The sequence below is a fragment of the Mycobacterium sp. NPDC048908 genome (assembly GCF_043197955.1).
In the GTDB taxonomy this organism is placed as follows: Bacteria; Actinomycetota; Actinomycetes; order Mycobacteriales; family Mycobacteriaceae; genus Mycobacterium.
The window spans coordinates 104,911-119,164 of record NZ_JBICUE010000002.1; the positions used below are offsets into that span (position 1 = coordinate 104,911).

Here is a 14,254-nt window from a genome sequence, read left to right on the forward strand (position 1 = left end):
GCCGTCATGGCGGCGCCAACTGAGGCACCAGGCGTGATCCGCAGCATCATCCCGGCACGAATCGACCGGCTGCCGTGGTCGCCGTTCCACACCAGGATGGTCGTCGCGCTCGGCGTGGCCTGGATCCTCGACGGGCTGGAGATCACCGTGGCCAGCGCGGTGGCCGACACCCTCACCCAGCCCGAGACGCTCGGGTTGTCGTCGGCGGCGGTCGGCTTCATCGCCACCGTCTACCTGGCAGGCGAGGTGGTCGGCGCGCTGTTCTTCGGCCGACTGTCCGACAAGCTCGGCAGGCGCAATCTGTTCATGATCACGCTGGGCGTCTACCTGATCGGCAGCGGCCTCACCGCGCTCACGTTGGGCAACGGCACCGGTTGGATCGTCTTCCTGTACATCACCCGGTTCATCGCGGGCATGGGTATCGGCGGCGAATACGCCGCGATCAACTCCGCGATCGACGAGTTGATCCCGGCCCGTTACCGTGGCCGCGTCGACATCGCTGTCAACGGAACATATTGGGGCGGTGCGATTCTCGGCACGTTGGGCACGTTCATCTTCCTCAAGGCCATCGACCTGAGCCTCGGCTGGCGGCTGGCCTTCCTGCTCGGCCCGGTGTTGGGCCTGGTGATTTTGTTCGTGCGGCGGCATCTGCCAGAGAGCCCACGCTGGCAGGTGATGAACGGCCGCGTCGGCGCCGCCGAAGAGTCGATCTCCTACATCGAGAAGGAGGTCGAGGCGACCGGTGCCACCCTGCCCCCTGTCGACGAGAGCAGGGCCATCGAGCTGCGGCCGACCGAGAAGATCGGCTATCTGGCGCTGACCAGAGTGCTGTTCCGCGACTACCCGCAACGGGCGATCCTCGGCGCGTCGCTGATGATCAGCCAGTCGTTCCTCTACAACGCCATCTTCTTCACCTACACGTTGGTGCTCGGCAAGTTCTACGGGGTGGCGTCGGAGTCCGCACCGCTGTATCTGATCGCGTTCGCGGTCGGAAACCTGACCGGTCCGTTGACCATCGGGCACTTCTTCGACACCATCGGCCGCAGGAAGATGATCGCGGGCACCTATCTGCTGTCCGGGCTTCTGCTGGCCATCAGCGCGGTGTTGTTCAACGCCGGGGTGCTCAACGCGATCACCCAGACCATCGCATGGTGCGTGATCTTCTACTTCGCGTCGGCGGGCGCCAGCGCCGCGTATCTGACTGTAAGCGAGATCTTCCCGCTCGAGGTGCGCGCAAAGGCCATCGCGGTGTTCTTCGCGATCGCCCAATGCTTCGGCGCGCTGGGCCCGGTGATCTACGGCGCGCTGATCGGCGACGGCTCGGAACCCTTCAAGTTGTTCCTCGGCTATCTGCTTGGCGCGGCAGTGATGATGGCGGGCGGCCTGGTCGCCTGGTTCCTCGCGGTGGACGCCGAAGGAAAGTCGTTGGAAGACATCGCTACTCCGCTTTCCGCCGAAGGCGTCAGCCGGCGAAGGGGCTCGGTGCGAGCGGAGGGTGCCACCCGGCCGTACTCGCCTTAACCGACGGCCGATTCCGATGGTGGTGCCGAGCCGCCCTGCGGCTCCTCGGCTGTCATCAATCGGATGATCTCGTCGCGGTCGGCGGCCGACGGCAGGCCCATGCCCGGCGTATACCCGTAGACGTCGTGCAGCGGCGTCGAGGCGGTCCTGCCGTCGAGGATGTCGACCGACTCGGTGGTGATCAGGCCGGGATGCTCGACGCCGCACGCCTCGGCCACCTTCACCAGGTCGCGGCGCAGCGTGCGGATGTAGTTGGCCACCCGCACGGCCTTGACGTCGGGCACCAACCCGCGTGCCAGCCAGGCGTTCTGGGTGGCGACTCCGGTGGGGCAATTGTCGGTGTGACACCTCTGCGCCTGAATGCACCCGATCGCCAGCATGGCCTCCCGTGCGACGTTGACCATGTCGCAGCCGAGCGCGAACGCGATCACCGCGTTGTCCGGCAGGCCGAGCTTGCCGCCGCCGACGAACGCCACCTGCTCGTGCAGGCCCCGCTCCGCGAAGATCCGATACACCTGAGCGAAGCCCAGTTGAAACGGCAGCGACACGGTGTCGGTGAAGATCAGCGGCGCCGCGCCGGTGCCGCCCTCGCCGCCGTCGATGGTGACGAAGTCGACGCCGCGCCCCGTGCCCTGCATGAGATCGGTGAGTTCAAACCAGAACTCGAGGTCACCCACCGCTGACTTGATGCCGACGGGCAGGCCGGTCTCGGCGGCGAGCAGTTCCACCCAGTCCAGCAGGCTGTCGGTGTCGCTGAATTCGGCATGCCGCGACGGGCTGATACAGTCGCGGCCCTCCGGAATGCCGCGGGCCGAGGCGATCTCGGCCGACACCTTCGGCGCGGGCAGCAACCCGCCGAGGCTCGGCTTGGCTCCCTGGCTCAGCTTGATCTCCAGCGCGCGCACCGGCGCGCCCGCCACCACATCCTTGAGCTTGTCGAGGTCGAAGCGGCCCTCGGCATCGCGGCATCCGAAGTAGGCGGTGCCGATCTGGAAGATCAGCTCACCGTCGTGCCTGTGGTAACGCGAGATGCCGCCTTCGCCGGTGTTGTGCAGACAGTCCGCCAGCGCCGCGCCGCGGTTGAGCGCCTCGACCGCGTTGCCGGACAGCGATCCGAAACTCATGGCGGAGATGTTGACCACGGACGCCGGCCGGAACGCGTTGAGCCTGCCGCGCGCACCGCCGATGATCTTGGCGCACGGCACCTCGACATGATGTGCGGTTTTCGGCGCCGACGGTGGCACCGCCCGACTGAATGTGCGGTGCTTGATCACCGGATAGCCGACGGTGTACTCCAGATCGTTGTCCGTGCCGAAACCGAAGTAGTTGTTCTCCTTCTTCGACGACGCGTACACCCAACGGCGCTGGTCACGGGTGAACGGGCGCTCCTCGTCATTGGCCGCGACGATGTACTGCCGCAGTTCGGGTCCGACGGCTTCGATCAGGTACCGCGCGTGGCCGAGCACCGGAAAGTTGCGCAGCAGCGCGTGCCTGCGTTGGAAGAGATCACGGGCGGCGACCACCCCCAGCGCCGAGGCGGTCGCGGCCGCGACAGCGCGAGCAGTCCTCATGGCAGCAGGGTTTCCGCTCGGCCTGAACACGAAACTCCCGCACCCCGCGCCGAGAAGCAGGGAAGCCAAGAATCCGCCAAGGACCGCGCTGGATCCTGTCGGCATGAAGCTGATCGCGTTGCCGCTGCTTGCGGTTGCTCTGCTGGCCGGCTGTGCGGCTGAGCGGCCGGCGCCCGCGCCGGTGACTGTCACCGTGACCTCCACACCCCAGGCGCCGACACCCGAGGCGGTCGGGCCGTGCACCGACGACGACCTCGGAGTCACCAACGGGACGGTGGAGTCCGCCGACACTCAGCGCCACGTGATGCTGTCCTTTAAGAACACGTCGTCGCACACCTGCACGCTGGTCGGCTATCCCGGAGCAGACCTCGTGACACCGGCAGGCGGTGTGCTGATCCACGTCCCTCGGCGGCCCGCCAACGCGGCACCGCACCTGACCCTGAAACCGCGTCAAGTCGCCACCGCGGACGTCACCGCCTATGCCATCGACACCGAGACCGGAAACACCTGCCCGCGGTGGGGCAACCTGGTCGTGACGCCGCCCAACGGATTCGTCTCACATCCGATGACCGTCGACATGCCGATCTGCACCGCGAGCATCAGCGCGGTCACCTAGGCCAGCTGCGCTACTCCGTGCTGACGAACGAAGCGTCCACGAGCGTCTTCAGATCGAGGTTCTTGACCGCGGGGTTCGTCGGGGCCAGTTCGGTCACCGAGGTCTGCAGCTGTTCGACGGTCGGTACGGGCACGTCCGGCAGCACCTTGGTGTAGTACACCCACGTCTCGTGTAACGCCTTGGGATCGGTCACATTCAGGTGCTTGGACAGCACGCTGACGGCATACGGCTCGTCGGTCTTCTCCCGCTTGATGGCCTGTTGCACGGCGGTCATGAATCGCCGGATCTGGTCGCCGTGCGACTGCACGTAGGTGTCGGTCGCGGCGATGCCCACGTTCGAGGTCGGGATGTTCTGCGACGCGAGGTCCAGCATCGAGTGGTATCCCGCCGCCTCCAACTGAGTGGTCGTCGGGGGATGCGACATCGCGGCGTCGATGGTGCCCGCCACCAGCGCGTTGTTGACGTTGGTCACCGATCCCAGCGGGGTCAGCGCGACGTCGCTGGGCTGCAGACCCAACTGCTTGAGTGCCTCCACCGTGGCGATGTAGAGCGAACCGCTCGTCGACGTGATGCCGACCCGCTTGCCCTTGAGTTCCTGGGGCGTATTGACTTTCGAGAACAACTCGTAGGTGAACACCGGCGTCAGCGTCGCCAGGTAACTCACCTGGCCGCCCGACGCGGCACCCGACACCATCTCCGGCGCCCCGATCGACGCCAGTTGCGTCTGGCCGGAGATCAGCGCGGGGAAGCCGTCGGAGCTACTGAGATTGGTCAGCTTGACATCCAGGCCCTGCGCCTTGAACAGGCCCGCCTCGTCGGCGATCCAGAACGGCAACTCGTCGGCGACCACCTGGCTGTAGCTCAGCGTGATCGAGTTCGCGTCGCCCGACGCCTGCGGTCCTGCGCTGTTGCCGCACGCGGTCATCGCCATGGCGGCGGCCGCTGCGAGGATCCAGATTCGCTTCATCGTTCTCAATGTCCTTCTCCGTCAATGAGATTCGGGCCGCCAGGCGGCGAAACGTCCTTCGATGGCACGCAACAATCCGGTCAGCACCACGCCGGTGAGCGCGAAGATGAACAACCCGGCGAAGACCACCGATGTCTGGAACTGCTGGCCCGCGTTGTTCATCAGCATGCCGACGCCATGGGTGGCGCCGCTCAACTCCGCCACGAACACACCAATCAGCGCCTGGCCCACCGCCAGTCGCAGGCCGCTGATGATGAACGGCACCGAGCCCGGCAGCGCGATGGTGCGGAAGATCTGCAGATCGCTCGCACCGAAACAACGCGCCACCCGCAGCACCGCCGGATCGAGGTTCTGCACGCCGCTGGCGGTGTTGATCAGGATCGGGAAGATCGCCATCAGGAAGACGATCGCGATCTTCGACGTCTGCCCGATGCCGAGCCAGATGATCAGCAGCGGCGTCAGCGCGATACGCGGGGTGGCGTAGAGGAAATTGATCAACGGGCTTGCCGCCCAAGACAATCGGCGATACCAGCCGATCAGCAGTCCCAGCGGCAGCCCGACCAGGGTGGCAAGCACCAAGCCGTACAGCAGTTCCTTGCCGCTGGTCGCGAGGTCGGTCCAGATGGTGGCGCTGGCGAACAGCTGCCGGAACGCCAGGATGACATCCGAGGGCCCCGGCAGGATGATCGCCGGTTTGATGCGCAGCATCGCGATGATCTGCCAACCGAGCAGCACCGCCACCACCGCGCCGGCACCGTAGACGTACTTGGGGTTCAACCGGCGGCGCGGTCGCGGTCTGTCGGGTTTGCGGCCTGCGGCCACTGGCCGCGTCGCGGTCACCGTCATCAGCGCACACCTCCTGCGGCCGCGGTGCTGACCGCGTCGGGGCTGTAGAGCAACTCGGAGATCTCCTCCACCAGCGCGAGATACTCCGGCGACCGGCGGATGCTCTGCGTGCGTGGGCGTTCGAACGGCACATGGACCTCGCGGATGATGCGGCCGGGCCGCGGACCGAAGACACACACCCGGTCGGCCAGCAGCACCGCCTCGCTGATGTCGTGGGTGACGAACAGCGCGGTGACGCGCTGCGCGGCGCAGATGCGGAGCAACTCGACCTGCATGACTTCGCGGGTCTGCGCGTCGATGGAGGCGAACGGTTCGTCGAGCAACAGCAGTTGCGGCTGCACGGCCAGCGCGCGGGCCAGGTTGACCCGCTGCTGCATGCCGCCCGACAGCTGGGCCGGATAGCGGTCGGCAAAACCCGCGAGGCCGACCAGTTCGAGCAGTTCGTTGGCGCGGTCGCGGGCCTGGCGTCGCTTGAGTTGCTTGCCCAGTTCCAGACCGTAAGTCACGTTGTCGATCACCTTGCGCCACGGCAGCAGGCTGGGCTGCTGAAACACCATGGCGCGATCAGGGCCGGGGCCGGGGATGTCGCGGCCGTCGAGACGCAACACCCCGCTCTCGATCGGGGTGAAGCCCGCGACGGCGTTGAGGAAGGTGGTCTTACCGCAGCCCGACGGGCCGACGATGCAGACGAAGTCGTTACGTGCGAGGGTCAGGCTGACGTCGGCGACGGCCAGCGTGGGCAACGTGCGCCCGTCCGGATTGCGGTACTCGATCCGGACCCCGTCGGCTTCGAGATGCGCGGGCTGCGATCCAGGCATGTGAGCTACGTTACGGTCTGATGTCAGGCTTAATCAAGGCCAGACCATAAGGCCATTACGGTTGATCGAGGCGCCGGGCGACGGCGCCGTACTTTTCGAACCGGTCGGCATCGCCGAGCGCGTTGTACAGCACGATGCGGGTCGCGATCTCGCCGTACTTCTTCGTCAGCGCGTCGGCCAGGCCGTCCCACGTCGACTCGGTGGCGAACGTCGCGATGTGGTCGTCGGTGATCTGCTGGGCCATGCCCTTCATGTCGCCGGCCTTCTGCTTTTCCCGGATCCGCGCGGTTGTCCCTTCGAACCCAGCCTCGTCCCAGATGAACGAATAGTTCGGTGTGCTGCCGTAGAAGCTCATGCTCGCGCGCACCAGGTCGCGCTCGTTGTGCCGTTCCTCGTCGGTGTCGCCGACGATCGTCATCACCGGCACGATCACCGCGATGTCGGTGACCGGCCTGCCCGACTTCGCGGCTCCCTGCGCAACATTGGGCACGACGTGGCGCGCCAGATACCCCGGCTCGCCGAGCGGATGCACATGCACACCGTCGGCGACCTCGCCCGCCATTCGCACCATCCACGGGTTGACCGCTGCCACATCGACTTTCGGATCCGGCGCGTCGATCGGTCCCGCGCTCCACTGCGGCGTGATGAAGTCGAGGTCGTAGAACTCGCCGTGGTGATCCAGCTTTCCGGTCCGGAACGCGGCAAAGCACGCCTTCACCGCCCGCACGTAATCCCTCAGTCGAGGGCCGGGGCGCTCGAACTCCATTCCGTAGCGCCGCACCACATGCGTGCGCACCTGAGTGCCGAGTCCGAGGCGGAACTTGCCGCCGGTGGCCTCCTGCAACTCCCACGCCGTCGCGGCGGTGACGAACGGGCTGCGGGGGAACGCCACCGCCACGCCTGTCGACAACTCCAGACCCGGCGCCGCCTGCGAGGCGACCGCCGCGTTGAGATACGCCGTCCGACCGGTTTCGGTGAACAGCATCCCGTCGAAACCCGCATTCTGCGTCCGGCGAGCCAAGTCGCCGATCCTGTCCAGCGGCTGGGGGACCGTCATCACGTCGACCTGCACGGTCGAACAGTACGCCGCTAGCCCACGTTGACGAACGGGCTGATCGCGTCCCGCGCGAACTGCGCGACGTTGGTGCCCGGGCTGCCGTCGGGAAAGCTGACCGTGGCGAGGATGTTGCCGCCCGCGTCGGCGAAGTCGCCGTCGGCGCGGCCCTGATGGGTCGTCGAGGTCACAAGGATGATGCCCGACGTGCCCGCTTGCTTGGCCAGCGGCACCGAGAACCGAGCGTTCTGCACGGTGCTATTCGCCTTGTCCTCCACGATGATTCGGTTCGCGGGGAAGCCCAGCAGCATGAGCATGTTGCGCATCTGGCCCGCTTCGGTCTTGCCGTTCTGCGGATTGCCGCCCGTCACGATGACCGGCGACTGCGGAAAGAACTGCGCGACGATCAGCCCCGTCATCACCCGGCGACGCAGGATCGCGCGCATGGACCCATCGGGCGTGAGGCCGTAGCCGAGGATGACGATCGCCGGCTTCGTGAAGTCCTTTCCCGCCACGGGGGCCGGTTCGGCTTGTGAGATCGCCGGGGACACACCGCCCAGTGCGACCGCGATTGAAAGGGCGAGCGTACCTACAGCGGCTCTCCATCGGCGACGCATGCGCCCTCCGCAACGGTTGAGGCTTGTGGGGTTGATGTTACTAACGATGTCATCGTGTCGATGCGTCCCCGCGTTACCGGTGACACGACGCGACCAAGATCAATGCAATTTGCGTTTCCTTTGCGGTCCAGCGGGGTAACGTTCCCGCAGGTCGAAGCGTCGTCACACGAGGGGAGTCACGGTGAAGGTCACGAAGTTGGCGGGAGTCGTCGCCGCCGCAGCAATCACGTTCAGCTTTGGTGCAGTCACTGCCGCGCCCGCCGGGGCGGCCAACAACATCAAGACCTACGGTCAGCCCGAGGCGCTCGAGGATGCCTGGGGCAACCCGATGATCACGTACATCGTGCACGGGCTGAATCCGAGTTCGGACGCTGTACCCCACAGCGGCCGGTTGTACGAAGCCAACGTGACCAACGAGGGCGGCGTCCCGATCGCCGCGCTGTTCAACGCCCGCGCCGAGAACGGGCAGAACTACCGGATCATCGGCGGCGGCATCCCCGGCAAGATCTACTTCGACGTCGTGGGCGACACCCCCAACAGCGTCGTCTACAACGACGGTGTTCAGGATCTGATGGTGTGGGTGTCGCCGACCCCGATCAGCAGTGGCGCACCGGACGTCGCGGGCGAGTCCACCGAGGGCACGGGTGGGGGCGCCGCCGAGGGCACGGGTGGGGGCGCCACCGATGGCGGCGGCACAACGGGCGGAAACGACGTTGCGCCGCCCGTCGAAGCGCCGGGGCCTTTCCAGCTCACCGAACCCGAGGTCGCTGAGCCAGGGTTCAACAACGGCGGGCGTCGCTGATAGGTCCGTCGTAGCCGAACGGGTGGCTGACGCCGCGCCGAAGGCACAGTGGCGCAACGTTTCTCGGCGACAGATCGTCGCCGGGCGCGCGCCAACCGGTCGATACAGGCCTGAGCTTCGGCCACATCCTGCTCGAGGTCGATGACCGGCCGAGTGGTTGGGTACTCACAACTGATGTCGGATTCGATGCATCAAGACGGTGGTGAACTTCCCGACGCCGACGCCGCACTGCCGCCGGATTACCGGTTGCTGGCCAGGGAGTGGCGCACTGTCGGTGAGTACGTGGCCGCAAGGCGCTCGGTGCGTCAGATCTCTGCGTGGCCCGTCGGCGACGGGCATCCCGTCCTGGTGCTGCCCGGATTCCTTGCGGGCGCGGCGTCGACGCAATTCCTGCGGCAGGCGTTGCGCAGGCTCGGTTACCGCTCCTATGACTGGCGGCTCGGGACCAATCTCGGCATCCGGCCGGGCCTGCTCAAGCAATTGCCCACCCGGTTGGACGACATCCGGGCGCGCAACGACGGCCGCAAGGTCACCCTCATCGGCTGGAGCGCGGGCGGCATCTACGCCCGCGAACTCGCAAGGGCCCAACCCGATGACGTCCGGATGGTGATCACACTCGGTTCACCGATCCGCGGCAACCAGCAAGCCACCCACGCCTGGCGGATGTGGCGGCTGCTCAACCGCAAAACCCAAGCCCGGCAAGTGGTTTCAGATGCGGCCCGGATCGCCCGCGAAGAGCCGCTGCCCGTTCCGACCACATGCATCTACAGCAAGACCGACGGCATCGTGGCGTGGCAGTGCTGTCTGAGCCGGCCTGCGGCGGAGACCGAGAACGTCGAAGTGCACTGCAGCCACCTCGGCTACGGACACAACCTCGAGACCCTCCGCGTGATCGCCGACCGGCTGGCGCAGCCGGAAGGGCAGTGGCGGCCCTATGTGCCCAGCGTGCGCTGAATGTCGCCCTTCATCGCGTTGAGCTCAGCGCCCCAGTACCCCCAGCCGTGAGTGCCGTTGGGTGGGAAGTTGAACGTGCCGTTGCGACCGCCCGCGGCTTGGTACTGCCGTTGGAAGTTCTTGTTGCTGTCCAGCGTGATGCTCTCCAGCACCTGAGCCGGAACGTCGGCGCCGCCCAACTCGCCCGGCGTGCCGTTGCCGCAGTACACCCAGATGCGGGTGCCGTTGGCGGCCAGTTGACCCACGTTGACCGTCGGGTCGTTGCGCTTCCATGCCGGCCCGCCGCCCGGGCCCCACATCGCGGTGGCGTCAAAGCCGCCCGAATCGCGCATCGCGAAGCCGACCAGCGTCGGCCAGATGCCGTCGGACAGGTTCAAGAAGCCGGACAGTGATCCGGCGAACCGGAACTGCCCCGGGTGGTAGGTCGCCAGGATCAGCGCTGAGCTGCCCGACATCGACAAGCCCACCACCGCGTTGCCGCTCGGCGAGATGCCCTTGTTGGCCGAAAGGTAGGCAGGCAACTCCGAGGTCAGGAACGTCTCCCACTGGTAGGTGTACGTCGAGCCGTTGCCGACCGCGGGGGACTGCCAGTTGGTGTAGAAGCTGGACATGCCGCCGACGGGCATCACCACAGACACACCGGACTGGTAGTAGTTCTCGAACGCGGCGGTCTCGATGTCCCAGCCGCTGTTGTCGTCGCGGGCGCGCAACCCGTCGAGCAGGTAGACCGCGTGCGGGCCCCCGCCCTGGAACCGCACCGGGATATCGCGGCCCATCGCCGCCGATGGCACCATCAGCGTCTCGACCGGCAGGCCCGGCCGAGAGTATGCGGCGCTGGTTGCCGTACCGCCGACGACGGCCATCAGCCCAGGTAACAGAAGTGAGACGAGTGCTGCGACGACCAACCGCCGACGCAGACCACGAAAGACAATCACCGTTTTCATCCTTTGGAAGACATGACGCAATGAAGTGCGCTTCTGGTATTCAGATGCCGTTGCTTCACATCTGCGGAAATGGGCCCGAGTCACCGCGCACGACGGCCCGCCACCCCTCCGTTCTGTCGCGAGCTGCGAGCGACTCGTTACGAGGGTGCGATGTACCCGGCTTCTAGCTGGATAAACCCGCGTCACTCTCGATCAGCACGGCATCGCCGACGCTGATGATGCCCGAGGTGAGCACCCGACAGACAGAACCTGCCCGGCGCCGTAGCGCCGCCGCGGCGCCGGGACCGATGAAGTCGTCGAGCAATCGGCATGGGGCCGAGACCCGCACCACCTCGAGTTCGACGTCGCCGATCGACAGCCGCGTCCCCGGTTTCGTCGGGATTTCGCCCTTGTCGACCGTGATGTTGCGCCTGGTCGCACCGTCGTCGAAGCTGTGGCCGAGTTCGGCGGCGGCCTTGTCGAGCATTTCCTGCGACTGGATGGTCACGTGCCGGTGCCGGGTGCCGTGATAACGGTCTCCGACGAGACCTTTGCCGGCTTCCGCCATCACGGAGTCGACCGCCCGGACCGGAAGTCGGCTGCCTGGGGCGATATGGATGGCGCTCACCTGCATGAAATCAGCGTACCGATCGGTGACTGGGTCAACTTCGCTGTCCGCCAAGGGCCGACGTGGCATATGTCGTCAGGCGAGCCGATCATGAGTGCATGACTCGAAACGAGATCACCCAGCAGATCGTCGCCGCCCGCCTCGCCAAGGGCCTGAGCTGGCAGCAGATTGCGGACGCCGTCGGTAAGCCGGTCGTCTGGACCACCGCGGCCCTGCTCGGTCAGCACCCCATCCCGCCGGAGACCGGTCGTACGCTCGTCGGCCTCCTCGGCCTCGATGAGTCGGCGGTGCCGGTGCTCGCCGCCGTGCCGATGCGCGGCGGCCTGCCGACCGCGGTGCCCACCGACCCGACCATCTACCGCTTCTATGAAGCCCTCCAGGTCTACGGCCCCGCGATCAAGGAACTCGTCCACGAGCAGTTCGGCGACGGGATCATGAGCGCGATCAACTTCAGCGTGAACGTCGAGAAAAAGCCGCACCCGTCCGGCGACCGCGTGGTCGTGACGTTCGATGGCAAGTTCCTGCCTTACGACTGGGTGGCCGCGGACACGGCAGAGTGAAGCGCTGAATTCGCCCACGCAACAAGACCGTTACGAATCAGCGCAGCTCAACCGAGTTGCGCCGAGCATGCGGTGCTCTGTCTAATATTGAGCCGTCCCGGCCGTCGCCGACCCCATCGGAGAACTGTTGACGTCTACTCGCCGTGTCCAGGGTGCTTGCCTGGCGGTTGTGCTCGCGGTCCTCGCTGTGCTCGGCGGTGTCGTGGTGTCGACGACGCCCGACTGCGGTGACCACTGCGGTGTGACCGCGACTCCCGTTGCGCGCGCGGCATCGCAGCCCGTGCCACCGCAACCCGCCGCGGTGTGGGTGGCGCCCGCGTCGGGCGCAGAGCACGTCAGCCCCTCGGGTCCGGTACTGGTCACCGCCACCTCGGGAACGATCACCAGCGTCGAAATGCGCAGCGATTCCGGCAAGGTTATTCCCGGCGTGCTCACCCCGGACGCAACGGTGTGGAAGCCGACCGCACAGCTTGGCTACGGCCGGACGTACACCCTGACGATCGCCGCGCGTGGGCCCAACGGGATGCCGACCCGGGAGACGTCGAGCTTCAGCACCTTGACGCCGGGCAACCAGACCGAGGTGTACTTCGAGACCACGGCCGGCGGCCTGCTGCAGGACGGTGCGACATACGGGGTCGGCATGGTGGTCGTCGCGAAGTTCGACGAGCCCATCGACAACAAGGCCAACGCGGAACGCCACCTGGTGGTCACGACGAACCCGCCGGTGACCGGGTCGTGGAACTGGATCGACGATCAGACCGCGCACTGGCGGCCCGAAAAGTATTACGCGCCAGGCACAACCGTCGACGTGACGGCCAATCTCTACGGCACGTCGGTCGGCGACGGGCTGTACGGCCAAGAGGACGAACATGTTTCGTTCAAGATCGGCAATTCGCATGTCTCGATCGCGGACGACCGCACCAAGCAGGTGAGCGTCTACGACAACGGCAAGCTGGTCCGCACCATGCCGACCTCGATGGGCATGGGCGGCACCGAAACCATCGGCAACACGACGCTCAGCTTCTGGACCCCGCCGGGTGTCTACACGGTGATGGACAAGGCCAACCCTGTGATCATGGACTCGTCGACGTTCGGGCTGCCGATCAACTCACGGCTGGGCTACCGCGAGACGATCAAGTACGCCACCCGGATCAGCACGGACGGCATCTATCTCCACCAACTCGATGCGACGGTGTGGGCGCAAGGCAATACCGATACCAGCCACGGCTGCCTGAACCTCAACGGCGACAACGCGGCATGGTTCTACGACTTCTCCGTTCCTGGTGACATCGTCGAGGTGCGCAACACCGGCGGTCCGCCGCTGAAGCTGTGGGACAACGGCGACTGGACGGTGCCGTGGGACCAGTGGCGTAAGGGCAGCGCGCTGACACCGTAGGCGCCCGGCTGCCGCTGCGAAAAATGATTCGGCACAACTTTTTCGTCTGGTCTCGATCGACGGACGGGTTGTCCTCGACGGTTACGCCAACAAGATCGATCTACCGGCGGTACCTGTGCGCACCGAGGCTCAGGCAACACGTCGAGCGTGGACAGCCTGCTCGCATGTGGCTGAAACATCAACTTGTAGAACGTAATTCATCACGATGAGGTATTGGCCAGCTTCATGCGCTCGGCGCGTGCCGCTTGGACGATGTCGTAGGCCGCGCGGTACGCCGCGGTGTTCTGGTGATCGGACAGGATCTCGAGGCCGGCCGCCTGGCGCAGCACCATCAGCGCGAGGGCGGTGCTGGTGTGGCAGGGCACCACCAGAAGACTCGCATGCGCGTGACTCCCGGTAACCGTCATCACGCGTTGGGGACGCGCCTTCCAACCGGGGATCGCATCGATACCGCGACGTGTCAGGGAGTCGAGGTCCAGAACGCCGTCGAACGCTGACCAGTTCACGCCCACGTCGACGACCTGACCAAGGCGGTCCGCCAAGGCGTCGAGCAGTTCGGGTAGCTCGCGAGCAACGGACGAGGTGTGCGGCCACCATGCACCGTCTAGGCCATCGTCACGCAGTACCGGGGCCAGCGTGACGCGGGTCGGGCTGGTCAGGCGCCGCCGGTCAAACGCAGTCACGGCGTCGCTGACACGACTGGACATGTGCCTGAAATGGTTTGGCTTGCAAAGAAACCAGGCAGTACGTGCGCGTAATCCATTGGTAAACCCTTGTCTTCGAGACCGATCGGCTAAGGCCGAAGGGCCGGCGTGGGAATCGGATCGCACGTCACCGACAAAACGAAACGGTTCGCTGTCGACACTACACCCTATGGTTTTCCAAGCCGCCCGATCGCGTGCGAAAAGCGTTGTATCTCAACTCGGATATCGAGTCATAGTGCCTGCGTGCCAGCCTTGCAGAGGATGCCGTCGGCATCCG

At 66.1% G+C, this 14,254-nt stretch carries 15 protein-coding genes; 6 read left to right on the forward strand and 9 right to left on the reverse strand.

From position 1 onward, the window contains the following. The first annotated feature begins 6 nt into the window (after nucleotides 1–6). Nucleotides 7–1,521, forward strand: a complete 1,515-nt coding sequence (locus tag ACGFK1_RS05065) for an MFS transporter (RefSeq protein WP_393426599.1) — start codon at nucleotides 7–9, stop codon at nucleotides 1,519–1,521. Here the strand turns inward: ACGFK1_RS05065 and ACGFK1_RS05070 are convergent. Then, nucleotides 1,518–3,092: an FMN-binding glutamate synthase family protein gene (locus tag ACGFK1_RS05070; RefSeq protein ID WP_393426602.1), complete on the reverse strand. Its 1,575-nt coding sequence runs from the start codon at nucleotides 3,090–3,092 to the stop codon at nucleotides 1,518–1,520. The genes ACGFK1_RS05065 and ACGFK1_RS05070 overlap by 4 nt on opposite strands. Here ACGFK1_RS05070 and ACGFK1_RS05075 point away from each other — a divergent pair. Continuing rightward, the gene (locus tag ACGFK1_RS05075; protein ID WP_393426605.1) at nucleotides 3,091–3,708 is read left to right on the forward strand and encodes a DUF4232 domain-containing protein; all 618 of its coding nucleotides are present in this window, start codon (nucleotides 3,091–3,093) and stop codon (nucleotides 3,706–3,708) included. The two genes, ACGFK1_RS05070 and ACGFK1_RS05075, sit on opposite strands and share 2 nt — an antisense overlap. A gap of 10 nt (nucleotides 3,709–3,718) precedes the next feature. On the opposite strand, the gene ACGFK1_RS05080 is transcribed toward ACGFK1_RS05075, so the two are convergent. The 5 genes from ACGFK1_RS05080 to ACGFK1_RS05100 are packed head-to-tail and all read right to left on the reverse strand — an operon-like array spanning nucleotide 3,719 to nucleotide 8,010. After that, on the reverse strand, nucleotides 3,719–4,675 hold the full coding sequence (locus tag ACGFK1_RS05080; RefSeq protein WP_393426608.1) for an ABC transporter substrate-binding protein: 957 nt from the start codon (nucleotides 4,673–4,675) through the stop codon (nucleotides 3,719–3,721). 21 nt (nucleotides 4,676–4,696) lie between these two features. Then, nucleotides 4,697–5,521 carry an ABC transporter permease gene (locus tag ACGFK1_RS05085; RefSeq protein ID WP_393426611.1) on the reverse strand — a complete coding sequence of 275 codons (825 nt, stop codon included), beginning with the start codon at nucleotides 5,519–5,521 and terminating at the stop codon, nucleotides 4,697–4,699. Further along, complete coding sequence (locus ACGFK1_RS05090; RefSeq protein WP_393426614.1) at nucleotides 5,521–6,339, reverse strand: ABC transporter ATP-binding protein; 819 nt, start codon at nucleotides 6,337–6,339, stop codon at nucleotides 5,521–5,523. The genes ACGFK1_RS05085 and ACGFK1_RS05090 overlap by 1 nt, the downstream gene beginning before the upstream one ends. A gap of 55 nt (nucleotides 6,340–6,394) precedes the next feature. Next, entirely contained in the window at nucleotides 6,395–7,411 is a 1,017-nt protein-coding gene (locus ACGFK1_RS05095) for a TIGR03617 family F420-dependent LLM class oxidoreductase (protein ID WP_393426617.1), read from the reverse strand. A gap of 17 nt (nucleotides 7,412–7,428) precedes the next feature. Next, nucleotides 7,429–8,010, reverse strand: a complete 582-nt coding sequence (locus tag ACGFK1_RS05100) for an ElyC/SanA/YdcF family protein (RefSeq protein WP_393426620.1) — start codon at nucleotides 8,008–8,010, stop codon at nucleotides 7,429–7,431. A 181-nt stretch (nucleotides 8,011–8,191) separates the two neighbouring features. Between ACGFK1_RS05100 and ACGFK1_RS05105 the strand changes: the two genes are divergently transcribed. Together ACGFK1_RS05105 and ACGFK1_RS05110 are read left to right on the forward strand one after the other, a co-directional pair. Continuing rightward, complete coding sequence (locus ACGFK1_RS05105) at nucleotides 8,192–8,812, forward strand: DUF1942 domain-containing protein (protein WP_393426623.1); 621 nt, start codon at nucleotides 8,192–8,194, stop codon at nucleotides 8,810–8,812. Between the two features lie 174 nt (nucleotides 8,813–8,986). Continuing rightward, a complete protein-coding gene (locus tag ACGFK1_RS05110; RefSeq protein ID WP_393426626.1) occupies nucleotides 8,987–9,766 on the forward strand; it encodes an esterase/lipase family protein in 780 nt (259 codons plus the stop codon). On the opposite strand, the gene ACGFK1_RS05115 is transcribed toward ACGFK1_RS05110, so the two are convergent. Together ACGFK1_RS05115 and ACGFK1_RS05120 are read right to left on the reverse strand one after the other, a co-directional pair. Next, a complete protein-coding gene (locus ACGFK1_RS05115; protein ID WP_393427853.1) occupies nucleotides 9,745–10,629 on the reverse strand; it encodes an esterase family protein in 885 nt (294 codons plus the stop codon). The genes ACGFK1_RS05110 and ACGFK1_RS05115 overlap by 22 nt on opposite strands. 244 nt (nucleotides 10,630–10,873) lie before the next feature. Further along, nucleotides 10,874–11,323, reverse strand: a complete 450-nt coding sequence (locus tag ACGFK1_RS05120) for an MOSC domain-containing protein (protein ID WP_393426629.1) — start codon at nucleotides 11,321–11,323, stop codon at nucleotides 10,874–10,876. A 92-nt stretch (nucleotides 11,324–11,415) separates the two neighbouring features. On the opposite strand from ACGFK1_RS05120, the gene cynS reads away from it, so the two are divergent. Further along, complete coding sequence (cynS, locus tag ACGFK1_RS05125) at nucleotides 11,416–11,877, forward strand: cyanase (RefSeq protein WP_393426632.1); 462 nt, start codon at nucleotides 11,416–11,418, stop codon at nucleotides 11,875–11,877. A gap of 124 nt (nucleotides 11,878–12,001) precedes the next feature. After that, nucleotides 12,002–13,273: an Ig-like domain-containing protein gene (locus ACGFK1_RS05130; RefSeq protein ID WP_393427854.1), complete on the forward strand. Its 1,272-nt coding sequence runs from the start codon at nucleotides 12,002–12,004 to the stop codon at nucleotides 13,271–13,273. 200 nt (nucleotides 13,274–13,473) lie between these two features. Here the strand turns inward: ACGFK1_RS05130 and ACGFK1_RS05135 are convergent, their stop codons facing one another. Further along, nucleotides 13,474–13,980, reverse strand: coding sequence for a DUF5994 family protein (locus ACGFK1_RS05135; protein ID WP_393426635.1), 507 nt, complete (start codon nucleotides 13,978–13,980; stop codon nucleotides 13,474–13,476). Nucleotides 13,981–14,254: the final 274 nt, after the last annotated feature.

Bases quoted from the DNA above. Each gene is read 5' to 3' on its own strand.
- ACGFK1_RS05065 (WP_393426599.1), top strand. From the start codon at position 7: ATGGCGGCGCCAACTGAGGCACCAGGCGTGATCCGCAGCATCATCCCG.
- ACGFK1_RS05075 (WP_393426605.1), top strand. From the start codon at position 3,091: ATGGCAGCAGGGTTTCCGCTCGGCCTGAACACGAAACTCCCGCACCCC.
- ACGFK1_RS05070 (WP_393426602.1), bottom strand. From the start codon at position 3,092: ATGAGGACTGCTCGCGCTGTCGCGGCCGCGACCGCCTCGGCGCTGGGG.
- ACGFK1_RS05080 (WP_393426608.1), bottom strand. From the start codon at position 4,675: ATGAAGCGAATCTGGATCCTCGCAGCGGCCGCCGCCATGGCGATGACC.
- ACGFK1_RS05085 (WP_393426611.1), bottom strand. From the start codon at position 5,521: ATGACGGTGACCGCGACGCGGCCAGTGGCCGCAGGCCGCAAACCCGAC.
- ACGFK1_RS05090 (WP_393426614.1), bottom strand. From the start codon at position 6,339: ATGCCTGGATCGCAGCCCGCGCATCTCGAAGCCGACGGGGTCCGGATC.
- ACGFK1_RS05100 (WP_393426620.1), bottom strand. From the start codon at position 8,010: ATGCGTCGCCGATGGAGAGCCGCTGTAGGTACGCTCGCCCTTTCAATC.
- ACGFK1_RS05110 (WP_393426626.1), top strand. From the start codon at position 8,987: ATGTCGGATTCGATGCATCAAGACGGTGGTGAACTTCCCGACGCCGAC.
- ACGFK1_RS05115 (WP_393427853.1), bottom strand. From the start codon at position 10,629: ATGGCCGTCGTCGGCGGTACGGCAACCAGCGCCGCATACTCTCGGCCG.
- ACGFK1_RS05120 (WP_393426629.1), bottom strand. From the start codon at position 11,323: ATGCAGGTGAGCGCCATCCATATCGCCCCAGGCAGCCGACTTCCGGTC.
- cynS (WP_393426632.1), top strand. From the start codon at position 11,416: ATGACTCGAAACGAGATCACCCAGCAGATCGTCGCCGCCCGCCTCGCC.
- ACGFK1_RS05135 (WP_393426635.1), bottom strand. From the start codon at position 13,980: ATGTCCAGTCGTGTCAGCGACGCCGTGACTGCGTTTGACCGGCGGCGC.